This window comes from Burkholderia sp. ABCPW 14 (assembly GCF_001523835.1).
GTDB lineage: Bacteria > Pseudomonadota > Gammaproteobacteria > Burkholderiales > Burkholderiaceae > Burkholderia > Burkholderia mayonis.
In genome coordinates this window covers 18426-32757 of the sequence record NZ_LOVS01000142.1, presented here as the reverse complement: position 1 = coordinate 32757, position 14332 = coordinate 18426, and the positions used below count along the sequence as shown (strand labels likewise).

14 protein-coding genes are annotated in these 14332 nt (G+C 68.2%); 9 read left to right on the top strand and 5 right to left on the bottom strand.

Going from position 1 to position 14332, the window contains the following annotated elements; all coding sequences use genetic code 11:
• Positions 1 to 13 precede the first annotated feature (13 nt).
• The 7 genes from WS62_RS21535 to WS62_RS21505 all read left to right on the top strand — a co-directional run bounded on the left by WS62_RS21535 (position 14) and on the right by WS62_RS21505 (position 7026).
• Positions 14 to 1132: a beta-ketoacyl synthase N-terminal-like domain-containing protein gene (locus WS62_RS21535; protein WP_066575037.1), complete on the top strand. Its 1119-nt coding sequence runs from the start codon at positions 14 to 16 to the stop codon at positions 1130 to 1132.
• A complete protein-coding gene (locus WS62_RS21530; RefSeq protein ID WP_066575033.1) occupies positions 1129 to 1680 on the top strand; it encodes a hypothetical protein in 552 nt (183 codons plus the stop codon). The genes WS62_RS21535 and WS62_RS21530 overlap by 4 nt, the downstream gene beginning before the upstream one ends.
• A gap of 68 nt (positions 1681 to 1748) precedes the next feature.
• Positions 1749 to 3458 (top strand): NAD(P)/FAD-dependent oxidoreductase, encoded by a 1710-nt coding sequence (locus tag WS62_RS21525; protein ID WP_066575029.1) that lies wholly within the window; start codon positions 1749 to 1751, stop codon positions 3456 to 3458.
• A 43-nt stretch (positions 3459 to 3501) separates the two neighbouring features.
• The gene (gene gabT / locus WS62_RS21520) at positions 3502 to 4803 is read left to right on the top strand and encodes a 4-aminobutyrate--2-oxoglutarate transaminase (RefSeq protein ID WP_066575026.1); all 1302 of its coding nucleotides are present in this window, start codon (positions 3502 to 3504) and stop codon (positions 4801 to 4803) included.
• Positions 4800 to 5723, top strand: coding sequence for a nitroreductase family protein (locus WS62_RS21515; protein WP_231748374.1), 924 nt, complete (start codon positions 4800 to 4802; stop codon positions 5721 to 5723). The genes gabT and WS62_RS21515 overlap by 4 nt, the downstream gene beginning before the upstream one ends.
• Positions 5701 to 6315 carry a glutathione S-transferase gene (locus WS62_RS21510; protein WP_066575022.1) on the top strand — a complete coding sequence of 205 codons (615 nt, stop codon included), beginning with the start codon at positions 5701 to 5703 and terminating at the stop codon, positions 6313 to 6315. Before WS62_RS21515 ends, WS62_RS21510 begins: the two co-directional genes overlap by 23 nt.
• 459 nt (positions 6316 to 6774) lie before the next feature.
• A complete protein-coding gene (locus WS62_RS21505; RefSeq protein ID WP_025990481.1) occupies positions 6775 to 7026 on the top strand; it encodes a GlsB/YeaQ/YmgE family stress response membrane protein in 252 nt (83 codons plus the stop codon).
• Positions 7027 to 7262: 236 nt separating this feature from the next.
• On the opposite strand, the gene WS62_RS21500 is transcribed toward WS62_RS21505, so the two are convergent.
• The 4 genes from WS62_RS21500 to WS62_RS21485 all read right to left on the bottom strand — a co-directional run bounded on the left by WS62_RS21500 (position 7263) and on the right by WS62_RS21485 (position 11866).
• A complete protein-coding gene (locus tag WS62_RS21500) occupies positions 7263 to 7742 on the bottom strand; it encodes a TlpA disulfide reductase family protein (protein WP_066575018.1) in 480 nt (159 codons plus the stop codon).
• Positions 7739 to 9010 (bottom strand): sialidase family protein, encoded by a 1272-nt coding sequence (locus WS62_RS21495; RefSeq protein WP_066575015.1) that lies wholly within the window; start codon positions 9008 to 9010, stop codon positions 7739 to 7741. The genes WS62_RS21500 and WS62_RS21495 overlap by 4 nt, the downstream gene beginning before the upstream one ends.
• On the bottom strand, positions 8998 to 11331 hold the full coding sequence (locus WS62_RS21490) for a TonB-dependent receptor (protein ID WP_066575013.1): 2334 nt from the start codon (positions 11329 to 11331) through the stop codon (positions 8998 to 9000). The genes WS62_RS21495 and WS62_RS21490 overlap by 13 nt, the downstream gene beginning before the upstream one ends.
• Positions 11332 to 11482: 151 nt before the next feature.
• On the bottom strand, positions 11483 to 11866 hold the full coding sequence (locus tag WS62_RS21485; RefSeq protein WP_066575010.1) for a DUF2946 domain-containing protein: 384 nt from the start codon (positions 11864 to 11866) through the stop codon (positions 11483 to 11485).
• A 206-nt stretch (positions 11867 to 12072) separates the two neighbouring features.
• Here WS62_RS21485 and WS62_RS37525 point away from each other — a divergent pair, with 206 nt between their 5' ends.
• On the top strand, positions 12073 to 12219 hold the full coding sequence (locus WS62_RS37525; RefSeq protein WP_038750945.1) for a hypothetical protein: 147 nt from the start codon (positions 12073 to 12075) through the stop codon (positions 12217 to 12219).
• Positions 12220 to 12464: 245 nt separating this feature from the next.
• The gene (locus WS62_RS21480; RefSeq protein ID WP_066575008.1) at positions 12465 to 13058 is read left to right on the top strand and encodes a chorismate mutase; all 594 of its coding nucleotides are present in this window, start codon (positions 12465 to 12467) and stop codon (positions 13056 to 13058) included.
• On the opposite strand, the gene WS62_RS21475 is transcribed toward WS62_RS21480, so the two are convergent.
• Positions 12977 to 14203, bottom strand: a complete 1227-nt coding sequence (locus WS62_RS21475; RefSeq protein WP_066575002.1) for an exonuclease domain-containing protein — start codon at positions 14201 to 14203, stop codon at positions 12977 to 12979. The genes WS62_RS21480 and WS62_RS21475 overlap by 82 nt on opposite strands.
• Positions 14204 to 14332: the final 129 nt, after the last annotated feature.

The following is a 14332-nucleotide window of genomic DNA, read 5'->3' as shown; positions in this document are numbered from 1 at the left end:
CAAGGAGCCTTCGATGACAGACGACATCATCGTGACCGGCATGGCCTGGCATACGGCGCTCGGCCGCTCGCTCGCCGGCGTCTGGCAACGCCTGCTCGCGGGCGACACGGGTATCGCGCCCGTGCCGTCGCCGCACGCGCTGAAGAACGATCTCGCCGCCGCAGTCGCGCTCGACGCGCGCGGCGACGCACGCGACACGCTCGCGCGCCTCACGCGCGAAGTCGCCGCCGATGCACTCGAACACGCGGAGCTCGATGCGGGCCGCGCCGGCACGCGCACGTTCCTCGTCGTCGGCACGAGCTTCGGCGCGCGCCTCGACGACGCGCGCGCCGCCGCCGAGCCGCTCGACCAATGGGTACGCGACATCGCGGACAAGCTCGGCATCGCCCACGCGGCGCTGTCGACCGCCTGCTCGTCGGGCTCGGATGCGCTCGTGCTCGGCGCAATGCTGATCCGCGCAGGCATCGCCGACCGTTGCATCTGCGGTGGCGCCGACGTGCTGACCGAATCGAAGCGGCTCGCGCACAGCGGGCTCGGCACGATGTCGGCGACGACGCTGCGCAGCTTCGATCATCGGCACGACGGCACGATCCTCGGCGAAGGCGTCGGCTTTCTCGTGATCGAGCGGCGCGGCGCGCGGCCGACGAAGCCGCTCGCGACGCTGCGCGGCGCGGGCTCGTCGAACGACGCGGCCGGACTGACCGCGCCCGACAAGGACGGCAATGGCATCCGGCTCGCCGTCGACCGCTCGCTGCGCGACGCCGGTCTGCAGCGCTCGGACATCGGCATCGTGAATGCGCACGGCTCGGGCACTCGCACTAACGACCGGATCGAGAGCGCCGCGTACGCGTCGCTGTTCGCGCCGTCGCGGCCGATCGTGTTCGCGACGAAGGGCGCGTTCGGCCATACGCTCGGCGCGACGGGCGCGCTCGAGGCGATCGCACTCGTGACTTCGCTGAACGAAGGAATCGCGCCGCCGATTCACGGACTCGACACACCGCTGCCCGGCTTCGACCTGCCGCTGCCGATCCGCACGCCGAGCGAGTTCGATGCGACGTACGGCCTGAGCGTGACGATCGGCTTCGGCGGCTTCAACACAAGCCTCGTGTTCGAGCGGGGAGACGTGCGATGACACGAGCGCGCTCTCTCGATTACGCGACGGATCACGCGCTCGACTGTATCGACGCGCGCGAATCCTCGACCGCCAATCACGCTGAATTGCCGGCCGACATCCGCGGCGGCGCGAAGCAGGCCGATCCGGCCGTGTGGCCCGTACTCGACACGGTCTGGCGGCTCTACAGCGAGCATCGCGCGCGGCTCGATCCGCATCTCGAGCACGTCGGGATGATCCATTACGGCAGTGCGTTTCCGAAACGCGCCGCGCGGCAGGTGATCGACGACGTCGCGCGCAGCGGGCGCGTGTCGCCGCTCACGTTCATTCACGCGAACGCGGGCGCCGCGCTGTCGATCTGCTGCACGCGCTTCGGCTTTCGCGGGCCGACGCTGAATCTGACGATGGCGGCCGCCGACGCGGGCCGCTTCGCCGACATCGCCGCCGCGCGCTGGCTGGAGCGCGGCGATGCGCGCTATTTGTTCGTCGTCGCGGCCGAATTCGACGCGAACGAAGGCGTCACCGCGAAAACTACGCTGTATGCGCGCGCCGCTTGCGTCGCCGATTGAACCCGCCGACACGCGGCGGCCGGCGCCCTTGCGCGTTCTCTACGTCATCCACTTCCGGAGTTGCAATCATGAAACGAGACTACGACGTCGCCATCATCGGCTCGGGCATCGCAGGCGCGATGCTCGCCGCGATCCTCGCGAAGCACGGCGCTTCCGTCATCCTGCTCGACGCCGGCACGCATCCGCGCTTCGCAGTCGGCGAATCGATGGTGCCGGAAAGCGCGATCCTGCTCGAAATCCTCGCCGAGCGTTACGGGATTCCCGAACTCGCGTATCCCGGCAACATCGCCGCGATCAATCGGCACATCGGCACGTCCGCGGCGGGCATCAAGCTCGCATTCAGCTTCGCGTGGAACGGCCATCGCCGCGAGCACGACATCGCCGACGTCGTGTCGACACCCGTGCTCGCACCCGAGGCGCATCTGTTCCGGCAGGACGTCGATGCATACTACGTCGGCGTCGCGGCCCGGCTCGGCGCGGTCGTCAAGCAGCAGACGAGGATTCGCGCGATCGACGTCGCCGAAAGCGGCGTGACGCTCGATATCGTCGACGAGCCGCCGTTGCGTGCGCGCTTCGTCGTCGACGCGGCCGGCTATCGCGCGCCGCTCGCCGACCAGCTTGAACTGCGCGAAGGCGCACGCGAGATGCAGGCGACGACGCGCTCGCTCTTCACGCACATGATCGGCGTCGATCTCTACGAGAAGGCGATCGCACCCGTCGAGACGCACGGCGCGCCGATCGCGCTCGCGCAGACGACGCTGCATCATCTGTTCGACTGCGGCTGGCTGTGGATCATCCCGTTCGACAACCAGCCGTTCAGCACGAATCCGCTCTGCAGCGTCGGCCTGCAGTTCGACATCGGCAAGCACGGCCCCGCGACGCGCGATCCGGAGGGCGAGTTCCGGCAGTTTCTCGCCGATTATCCGTCGGTCGCCAAGCATTTCGTCAATGCGGCGCGCGTGCGCGAATGGACGGTCGCGCCGCGGCTCAACTACACGAGCCGCCAGACGGCCGGCGACCGCTATTGCCTGCTCGGTCATGCAGTCGGCTTCGTCGATCCGCTCTTCTCGCGCGGCCTCGTCAACACGTTCGAATCGATCGTGCGACTCGCGCCGCGCCTCATCGCCGCCATCCGCGACGACGTCTGGAAGCGCGAGAACCTCGCGTCGCTCGAGCGCTACAGTCTCGAAGTCGTCCGCGTCAACGACCGGCTCGTCGCGAATTCGTATACCGCGTTCAAGTCGTTCCCGCTGTGGAACGCATGGTTCCGGATCTGGCTGAGCGGCAGCTACATCGGTGTGCTGCGGCTGCGCAAGATCCTCGCCGACTACCAGCGCGTCCGCGACGACCACGCGCTCGAGGCGGCATTCGCGAATGCGACGTATCCGGGCCATCTGTCGATCGAAAGCCACCGTTACGAGCAGATGTTCGACGTCGCATGCGCGACGCTCGAAAGCTTCAAGCGTGCGGAGACGACCGAGCGGGACGCGATCGACACGCTGCACCGGCTCTATGTCGACAACCGCGCGCATCTGCCGCTTGATTTTTCGAATTTCGCGAACCGCTATGTGTCGCGGCCGACGGCCGAGTTCGCGGCGTCGCTCGTCGACTGGGCGAATCACGCGCCGGACGGGCTCGCGAGCAAGCTTGCACGGGGCCCGAATACACGCCAGTTCGATTTCCTCGATCGCTACCGCTACGGCGACCGCCTCGCGCTCGCCGCGCGCGCCGACGCCGATCTCGCCCGCGCGAGCGCGCCCGAGCTCGTCGAAAAATGAACGCGGCCCGCATCCTTTCTCCCGTCCATCGAGGACCGAGACAATGAGTTCATCGAACGAAGCATGGAACCGGCGCCGCGCCGACGCCGTCGCGCACGGCGTCCACCAGGCGCATCCGATCCACGTCGAGCGCGCGAGCAACGAGCGCGTGTGGGACGTCGACGGCAACGAGTACATCGACTTCACGAGCGGCATCGCCGTGCTCAACACGGGGCATCTTCATCCGCGCGTCGTCGCCGCGCTGCAAGCTCAGCTCGCACGCTTCACGCACACCTGCTTCGCGGCACTGCCGTATACGGACTATATCGCCGTGTGCGAGCGGATCAACGCGCTTGCGCCGGGTTCGCATCCGAGCAAGACGGCGTTGTTCAGTACGGGATCCGAAGCAGTCGAGAGCGCGCTGAAGATCGCGCGCGCGCATACGGGCCGCACCGGTGTCGTCGCGTTCACGAACGCGTTTCACGGCCGCACGTTCGCGACGCTCGCGCTGACCGGCAAAGTCCGCCCGTACTCGGCCGGTATGGGCCCGATGCCGGGCGGCGTCCATCGCGCCCGCTATCCCGACGCACTGAACGGCGTGAGCGTCGCGGACGCGCTCGCGAGCATCGAGCAGATTTTCCAGGCGGACGCCGCGCCCGACGACATCGCCGCACTGATTTTCGAACCCGTCCAGGGTGAAGGCGGCGTGCAGGTCGCGCCCGTCGCGTTCGTCGAGCGCGTACGCGAGCTGTGCGACCGGCACGGCATCGCGATGATCGTCGACGAGGTGCAAAGCGGCGTCGGGCGCACCGGCGCATTCTTCGCGATCGAGCAGATGGGCGTCGCCCCCGACCTTCTCGTGTTCGGCAAATCGATCGCGGCCGGGCTGCCGCTCGCCGGCGTGACGGGCCGCGCGGATCTCGTGGACGCCGTCGCGCCGGGCGGGCTCGGCGGCACGTACGCGGGCAACCCGCTCGCGTGCGCCGCCGCACTCGCGGTGCTCGACGTGATCGAGCGCGAGCGGCTCGTCGCGCGCGCGCGGCAGATCGGCGAGATCATGCAGGCGTCGCTACGCGCGATGCAGCGCCGCCACGCGTTCATCGCCGATGTGCGCGGACTCGGCGCGCTGATCGGCGTCGAACTGCGCGACCCGGATGGCGATCGGCCGGCGACGGACATCGCGCGGCGCTGCATCTCGCTTGCTCGCGAGCGCGGGCTGCTGCTGCTCGCGGGCGGCGCGCACGGCAACGTGCTGCGCCTCCTCGCGCCGCTCACGATCGGATTCGACGCGCTCGAAGCCGGGCTCGCGATTCTCGACGCGTGCCTCGCCGAATGCGCCGCGCCCACGGAGGCGGCGACGCCATGACGACTTTCGCCGATCTGCTGCGGCGGCACCGGTCGATTCGCCGCTACAGGCCCGATGCGATCCCGCGCACATTGATCGACGATGTGTGCGCGGATGCGGTGGCGGGTGCTTCGTCGTTCGGCAACCTGAACAGCGTATCGCTCGTGCTCACTCAGGACCCCGAACGCAAGCGCCGGCTGTACGAGCTGCACGGCAGGCAGCCGATGATTCTGCAGGCGCCGCTCATCGTCACGTTCGTCGCCGATTGCTACCGCACCCGCCGCTGGCTCGCACGCGGGCGCGCGCGCGACAACTTCAACAACCTGCTCGGCCATCACGCCGCGCTGTGCGACGCGATGATCGTCGCGCAGAACGTGTGCCTGGGTTTCGAGGCCCGCGGCCTCGGCGCGTGCTACATGGGTTCGACGCTGACCGCGATGCGCGGCATCGCCGCCGCGCTCGCGCTGCCGAAAACGTGTGCGCCGATCACGACGCTCGTCGTCGGTTATCCGGACGAAGCCCCCGAGAAACGCGACCGGCTGCCGCTCGATGCGATCGTCCACGACGAAGCGTATCGCGCGCCGACCGACGCGCACATCGATGCGAGCTATGCGGAACGCGACCGGCTCGCATGGGCGCGTTGCACGTCGTCGCCCGCGAATCGCGCTCGCGTCGCGCAACTCGGCATCGATTCGGTCGCGCAGTGGTATTCGAGCGAACTGAAATACGATCCGGACCGCTGCCGGCGCGATTCGGACGCACTGCTCGAGTTCCTCGTGCATCACGACTTTCTGCGTGCGGACGCGCTTCGCCGGCCGCAGCACGACGCGCCGAAGAATCCGGCCGAAGCCGATGCGCGCGAACGTCGCGCGCCGCACCGCGCCATCCCCATCTCATCCCCGCTCAAGGAGAATCGCGATGAAATTGATCGGCATGCTTGATTCGCCGTACGTGCGCCGCGCGGCGATCGGCCTGCGCCTGCTTCGGATCGAATTCGAGCACACGCCTGTGTCGGTGTTCGGCGAGTTCGACGCGTTCCGGGCTATCAATCCGGTCGTCAAGGCCCCAACGCTCTTGCTCGACGACGGCGAAATCCTGATGGATTCGACACTGATTCTCGACTATGCGCGCGCGATCGCCGCCCCCGACGCGCCGCCCGGTCCGCGCGACGCGGCCGAGCACGCACTCGCGGCGAAGCTCGCGGGCCTCGCGCTCGCCGCGTGCGAGAAGACCGTGCAGATCGTCTATGAGCGCCGCCTGAGACCGCCCGAGAAGCAGCACGAGCCGTGGGTCGAACGCGTGCGCGGCCAGTTGCACGCCGCATATGGCGCGCTCGAAGCGTCATTGCCGTGGACCCGGTTCGCCGCGCACGACAACCGGCTCGCGCAAACGGGCGCGACCGTCGCGATCGCATGGCGCTTCACGCAGATGGTGTTGCCGGAAATCGTCGACGAAGCGGCCCATCCGCGCCTGACGGCATTTTCGGCGTCGGCCGAGGACACACCGCTTTTCGCCGCCTTTGCGCCCGATTGAACCTCATGCGCCGTCCGACGCGGCGAGCCGAGCCGCGCGAAGACATCGGCGCGGCGCAGCGCTGGCGCGCCCGACGGAAGACATACGGGATTCGTTCGTCGCTCTGAACGGTGGCGCACCGCACAGAGCGCCCGTTCGCCGCCCCCTCTCGTCGAGTCCTTTCGCATCGCGAACAATTCGGCGTTCGTTGCAGCGCCGCATGCGCACCGTTTGCCGATACGAAAGAATCGCGCGCAGATTTTCCTTACGCTTTTATTTCAATCCGCTCACCGAAATCCGGCTCGCAAAAAATATTTGGTCAATCCGGACGAGGTGCGTAACATTACTTAACGATCCTGACCCGTCTATTGCAGTAAATTGCGTGTGCGACGCTCCGGGATCGGCGTGTGATCCGCGTCACGTCACAGGCAACGCCCGACGTCGGTTAATTCGTGGAAGTTAACAAAGGAGAGGACCACCATGGCTCATGGCTTGATTATGTGGCTCATCATCGGCGCAATCGCCGGCTGGCTTGCCGGCCTGCTCGTGAAGGGCGGCGGCTTCGGGCTGCTCGTGGACATCATCGTCGGCATCGTCGGCGCAGTCATCGGCGGCTGGCTCGCCGGCATTCTCGGCATTCACATCGGCGGCGGGTTCATCAGCTCGATCATCGTCGCCGTCATCGGCGCCGTCATCCTGTTGTTCGTGATCCGGCTATTCAAGCGAGCCTGACGTGTGCGTCGCCCGGCGCGCCGCACAGCCGCCGGGCGCTTTCCCCGCCTTCCCTCCATCCTCGCGGCCGCGCCTCTTTCTCCACTGGCGCCGATCTTCCGATCGCCCCCTTGCTCGAAAGTCCTTCGCACGCGATCGCGCATTCGCGCGCAAGACGCTACGCGCCGCCGTGCAGGCCGTCGGCAAGCCGAAGCGATTCCGGCGTGCCGACGACAGCGCTTTCAGCACGCCGATCGTCAGTTATCCCGACGTTGCAGCCACGCATCGAGCACGCCCGGCGCGAGCAGCCCGCTCTTCGCACGCCGCGCGCCGTCCGCACTGATCCACAGCGTGCGCGGCAGCTCGCCGCGCCAGCCCGGATCGAGCGCCGCACGCAGCCGCTCCGGCATCGGTTCGGCGTTCGCGTATTGCGCGACGCGCTCGGGTAGCTTCATCTGCGCGAGCGCGTCGGCGAGCTGCGGTGCATGCTCATCGAGCGAATCGAGCGAGACGAGCGCGACCCGCACCTGCGGATGTCGCCGCTGCCATTCGACGAGATGCGCGGCGTTCTCGCGGCAATAGCCGCAGTCGAGCGACCAGACTTCGACGACGAGCGGCGCGCCGCGCCCGCTCGCATAGAGCGACGCGACGTCCGCCGCGCGCAGCGGCCGCGGCTCGGCTGCGGCGCTCGACGCCGCGAAGACGAGCGCCGCGAACAGGAAGACGATGCACATCATCGTTTTTCCTCCACGTCGATCAAACGATAGCCGTCGTTGCGCGTGCGCCACGACAGATAGACGCGTCCGCGGTCGAGCAGCAATTGCGGGTTGTCGCTCGCGCCCGATGTTTCCGCGAGCGTGCGCGGCGTGCTCCAATGCGCGCCGCCGTCGTCGGAACGGCGCAGCTGGATGCGCATCGCGTCGCCGTCGAACGCCTTCCACGCGAGCCACAGCGTGTCGCGCTGCGCAACGAGCGCCGCGTGCGACGCCTGCTCGCTCGGCGCCGCCGGATCATCGCCGAACGCGAACGGCGTGCCGAGCGGCACACCGCTCGCATCGAGCCGCGAATAGAACACGTCGGCCTTGCCGTCGACCACGCCGAACCACGCGAGGTGACGCACGCCGTCCGTCGTGATCGCAAGCGCGGGCCCGTGATCGGGACACGCTTCGACGTGCCAGTTCGAGAACGTCGCGCGCACGGGCTCGATCGCGCGATCCGCCGATGCGGGCAGCACCGCGAGCGCGTGGTCGCGGATCTGCCCCGGAAACACGTTGCGCCACGCGGCCTGCACGCGGCCGTCGGGATCGATCGCCATCGCGATCCGGCAGCAGTCGCACGTGTGATCCGTCACCTTGCGCTCCCGCTCGAACGTCGCGCCGCCGTCGGTCGACACCGCGTAGTAGATCGCCGCGCCGTCGTACGCGCGCCCTGCCCGCTGTGCGGCGACGAGATCGCGCTTGTCGATCCACGCGACGAAGATTCGGCCTTGCGGATCGACCGTCAGCATGTCGAAGCGATGCGTGATCGCCTGCCGGTCGCGATGCACGGTGATCGGCACCGACCACGTCGCGCCGCCGTCGAGTGAGCGCGAGAAGCGCACCATTCCGGTATACGGCGCGTCGAGCGGCATCGACCACGTGACGTAGATCGCGCGTCCGTCCGGGCTCGCGGCGACCTTCGACCGATTCTCGGCGCTCGTGTAGACCGGTTCGGGCAGCGCGTTGACCGTCACGGGCGCGGACAGCGTGCGCCCCGCGTCGTCCGAATGCGCAACGACGACGTGCTGCCCTTCGACCCATGCGATCCACAGCCGATGACGTGCATCGAATGCGGCCCCCGTCGCGAGCGGCGCCTTTTGCGTCGAGCCCGCCGTCATCGAGTCCATCGCCACGTGCGCGGCATGCGGCGCGGACGCGCCCGCCGCCGGCTGCACATCGTGCGCGAGCGCACCGCATGCGAACGCGAGCAGCGCGCCGCCCGAGAGAAAGTGCTTCACAGCGACCATTTCAACTCTCCATAGAACGTCCGGCCCGGATACGGGTGGAACACGTAGTAGCGGCGGTCGGTGACGTTGTCGATGCCGAACGACGCAAGCCAATGGCGATCGAACCGATAACGCGCCTTCAGGTCGACGACCGTAAACGAGCTGGTGCCGCCGTACACGTTCGGGTTCACGTCGCTGTTGTCGAGCGTGTTGTACTGGCGCCCCGAATAGCGAACGCCAATGCTCGTCATCCAGTGCTCGTCGAAGCGGTACGACGCGAGCAGGTTCGCGCGCATTCGCGGAATCCGCGGCCAGCGCGCGCCGACATAGTTCGGATTCGCCGTGTCGGCAAGCGTCTGCGCATTCGTCGCGGACACGTTCGCATCGACGTCGAGTCCCTTGATCCCGACGTCCTGCCCCGAAAACGCGAGCTCGACGCCCCGCACGCGCACGCGGTCGACGTTCGAGATGTTCGTGTACGTCGAAGCGCCGGCGACCGTCGTCTGGCTGTAGATCGAGTTGCGCAGATCGCTCTGGAACACGCTCGCGCGCACGATGCCGAAGCCGACTTCGCGCTCGGCCGTGAAGTCCCAGTCGATCGCCTTTTCCGGCTGCAGGTTCGGGTTGTTGTTGACGATCGCGTTGTTCGAAATCGTTCCCTGAAACAGCTCGGAGACGGTCGGAAAGCGCGTGCCCGTCGCGAACGACAACCGGAAGCGCCACGCGTCCGCGGGCTGCCATTCGAGCGCGAGCTTCGGCGACAGCGCAGTCGCGCCGCGATCCGCGTAGCCGAGCGTCGCGTTCGCGTTGCCGAGTTCGCCGCCGTATGCGTCCCAGCGCTCGTAGCGCAAGCCGAGCGTCGCGAGCCAGCCGGGCGCGAAGCGCCACGCGTCCTGCGCGTACAGCGCCTGCGTGCGCGTGTTGCCGCCGTAGCTGCTCGCGAGCGTCGTCGGCACCGCGTTCAACCAGTTCGCCGTGTTGTAGGTCGCGTTGCGCAGGAAATAAGTGTCGAAGTGATAGCCGAACGTGAAGCGGTGCCCGCGCACGTCGGGCGATTCCGCGCGCAGATCGACGGTGCGCCAGCCGGTGCCGTCGCCCTGGAATACCGTGCCCGCGCCGCCGTCCCACGCGGCGGGGGGCGCACTCGACGCCGCGCGCAGCACGTCTCGCGACACGTCGTACGCGGACGCGGTCGCCGACAGCTTCCAGCCTGACGCAAGCCGCGCGTCGAGCCCGAGCCCGTACAGCCAGTTCTCCTGGTCGCCGTTCTGCGGCGCGAACGCGGTCGGCGACACCGTGTAGTTGCGCCCGCCGAACGACACGTTTCCGCCATACACCGGGTTGCCCGCCGCGTCGCGCAGGAACGTGTCGCCGTGCTGACGGTAGTGATTCTCCCAATGTCCCAGCGTGACCGTCGCGTCGATATGATCGGTGAACGCGTAGCCGAAGCGCAGCGTCTCGTTGAGCTGCTCGGTGCGCTCGATCGTCTGCGCACCGACGATCGTCCGCGGCCGGCCGTTCGGGCCGACATCGGAGACCGCGCCCGTCACCGGCACCGGCGCGCCGAGCCTCTGGTCGTACGCGCCGTTCGGGCTCGCGTACTGCATCGGCTGGCCGTCGTTTTCGAGCCGGTCGAGCGACAGCGCGTACCAGAAGCGCCCGATCCGGTCGGCGATCCGCGCGGTCTGGTGGTTGCCGCCGAAGCTGTCGGCGAAGCCGTAGCCGTCGCGGTAGCGCTGCGTGAAGAACTGCGTCGACACCGACGCCTCGAGCCGCTCCGGCTTGCGCGTCGTGATCTGCACGGTCGAGCCGATCGCGTTGCCCGGGTAGAGCGCGGAGAACGGGCCGTACAGCACGTCGACGCGTGCGATGTCGTCGGGCTGGATCAGCGACCAGCGCGGCGGGTACGAATAGCTCGAGCCGAGCAGATTGGACAGCAGGAGGCCGTCCGCGTAGACGAGCCCGCGCGCGCTCTGCAGCTCGTTGAAGTCGCGGCCGGCGAACACGGCGTTGCGATCGCCGATGTAGCGCCGGCGCACCATCAGGTTCGGCGCGTACTTGAGCGCATCTTCGGTCGTCACGTTGACGTGCGAGTCGATCTGCTCGCGCGTGAGCGCCTCGACGACGCCCGGCGTGTCGGGCGCGAATGCGGAACGCCGCGCGGTGACGGTGACGACATCCAAGGTTTTCCCGGATGCCGTCGTCGCAGCAGCGGCGTCGGACGTTGAATCGGTAGGCGCGACGCCCGTCGGCGCCGCATGGGCGACGGGCCAGGCGAATGACGCGAGACAGGCGGCCGCGAGCCGCCTGCGCGCGACGTATGCGGCAAGAGCATTGGACATGGACAAGCAAATCCTGAAAACGGGGTCGACGAATCGCCGCGCAGGCGAGCGCGCGCCATGCCGGCCTTCGCGAAGAAGCGCAGACATGGCGCGGGGGTATCGCGCGCGCGACGGCGCTCACGCGTGGCGACGCGCGAGCGAATTGCAGGGATCAGACCGGGACGGTTTCAGGCGGGGCGCGCGGCTGCGCGATGCGCACGCCGCGGCGGAAAAAGACGGCGGGCCGCTCGACGCGGCTCGCATAAACGAATGCGCGGACGAAGCTCGGCAACGCGGGCGCGCTCGAGCCGAGCGCGACGTTGGCGGCGAAGCCGGGACAGTAGACGCAATGCGCGACGTGCGCGAGCGAGCCGTTGTCCTGGCGCGTCCCGCCATCGACGACGATGCGTTTCGCGCCCGCTGCGCTGCACAATTCGAGCGCGAACGGCGTATCGGACGCGTTCGCGGCGGCGCGCGCGTAGCCGATGACGGGCGACAGTACGTTGAGTACCAGCGCCAGCCAGACGAGGCTCATCCATCGCGTCGAACGTTTCATCGCAGTTCGGTAGAAAGAGGCGCGCAGTATAACAAGGCCGTTTGCGATTGCGCTGCGTAGGATGCGCATCCGTGCGGGATCGCGCATTGCTGCAAATCAACGCAAATGTATGTGCCGTTTAAGCAACATAGACAAAATCTAACGATTGAACGCTGGCACAGAGCAAAACTTGCGATCGATAATCACCTTACCCAAGGAGAGAGATCATGGACGAAAGGCCAACCCGCATCCCGCCGCCCGAGAAAGTGATGAGCCCGGACCCAGAGCCCGTGGCCGTCGAGTTTCTCGCCGAGCTGCCCGAGCATGTGCGCGCGTTCTTCGACGAGCAGCACAAGCTGTGCACGCCGAAGTGACCGTGCATTCGCTGACGGCGCGTTCGGGCCGGTGAGCCGTCGCGTGTTCGCGAACGTTTCCGTGCGCTCCACCGCTTCCTCGTCTCGGCAAGTTGCGCTGAACCCGGGCCGCATCGGCCAGCCGGGTCGAAGTAGCTGCGTCCGCTGATCTCCTGCTTGCGCCGCGTCGCCGCGCAACGTCTTCGCTTATTCTTCTGTTTTTTCCATCGCTCGGCTCCTGCAAGCCGGCATTGTCATTTTTCGCCATGAAACTGTCGCTTCGCGCAAGCCTGGGCGCCGCCGTGCTCGGCCTCGCCGTGCTGACCGCACCTCGCATCGCCGCCGCCGACGGCGACGACACCGCGCTCACGAACCTCGTCGCACTCGCGTCGCAGCGCCTCGCGCTCGCCGAGCCCGTCGCCCACTGGAAGTGGATCAACAAGAAGCCGATCTCGGATTCGCCGCGCGAAGCGGCGCTCCTTGCCGACGTCGAGCGGCGCGCAACGGCGAACGGCGTGGATCCCGCCTATGCCCGCGCCTTTTTCGAGGACCAAATCACGGCGAGCAAGCAGGTGCAGAACGCGCTCTTTGCGACGTGGCGCGCGACGCACGGTCCCGAGGGCCCCCCGCCCGATCTCGCGACGAGCACGCGGCCGCAGCTCGATCGGCTGACGCAGTCGCTGATCGCCGCGCTCGCTCGCGTCGCGCCGCTGCGCGACGCGCCGGATTGCCCGTCGCGTCTCGCTCGCAGCGTCGCGAACTGGAAAACACTGACGCGCTACGATTCCGGCCAGAAGGACGCACTCGGCACCGCACTGTCGCACGTCTGCACGGCGGGCGGCGCAAGCGCCGTCGGCTGAGCGTCGGCGGGCGCCGCGCTAGCAAGCGGAATCAGCTGCAGCCCGCGCGCGAGATGCGTTTGCAGAATGCGGCGCACCGCTGGCGTGGCGTCCACTTCGCGTTCGCTCGCCTCGCGCGCCTGAGCCGCAAGCGTCGCTGCCTGCTCGATGGAAAAAGCGGCGCCGACGTAGCGCCAGCGGTCGACCACGTGGAAGACGCTCGATGCGCCGCGCTCCTCGAACGCGGCCGGCCCGTCGAACGGCCAGTTCGCGTCGCCAGCCGGGCGCGCCGCGCTTCGGTCGGGCCGCCGGTTGAACGACGGCGCGAGCGCGGCGATCCAGTCCGCCTCGGCCAGCAGCGCGCCGAGCTCGCCGCCCGTCTCGCGCCACTCGACGCGCCGAACCAGCTGCGCCAGCCGCATTTCCCTCGACGAGCGCCGCTCGCCCGTCAGCAGCGCGCGCAGCCGCTGCCGGACCCGGACGCTGCGGCCCACGTAGAGCGGCACATCGTCGTCGCCGAACAGCGCGTAGACGCCGCAACCGGCGGGCGCGCGCTCCAGGCGCTCTTCCGTCAACTCGCCCGCGAGCTTGAAACGGCGCGTCGTGCGCTCGATCTGCTCACGCAGTTGCTCGCCCGGTATCGCGTTGTGCAATTTCTGCCAGAACTGCCAGATGAGATCCGCGTCGGCGAGCGCCCGGTGGCGCGCCAACGGCGTGAGCGCGTGGCGCTCGATCAGCGCGTCGAGCCCGTGGCGCGACTCGCGCGGAAAAAGCACGCGCGACAGCCGCACCGTACAGAGCACGTCGGGATTGAACGCAAAGCCCGCCCGCTCGAATTCCGCGCGCAGAAAACCGCGGTCGAAGCTCGCGTTGTGCGCGACGAAGAGCTTGCCGTCGAGTCGCTCGAACAATGCGGACGCGACGTCGGCGAACGTCGGCGCGTCGCGCACCATGTCGTTCGTGATGCCCGTCAGTTGCTGGATGAACGGCGGGATTGCCTGCCGCGGATTGACGAGCGTCGTCCAGGTCGACACGTGATCCGGGCTCACGACGACGATGCCAATTTCGGTGATGCGATGCTCGACGGCCGAGCCGCCGGTGGTTTCGAGATCGACGAACGCGAGCGGCGCGTCGATCGCAGGGTGGAGCAGCGGCGAGGCGGACATGGATGGCGGGCAGACGGTGCTTCGTGTTTTGTCGGATGGACGCGGGGGACAGCCCGCGGCGCTAGCAGTCCCCATTCTACCCTCCCGAAAAACCAAAACCCCCGCCTAAGCGGGGGTTGCACGGCCCTC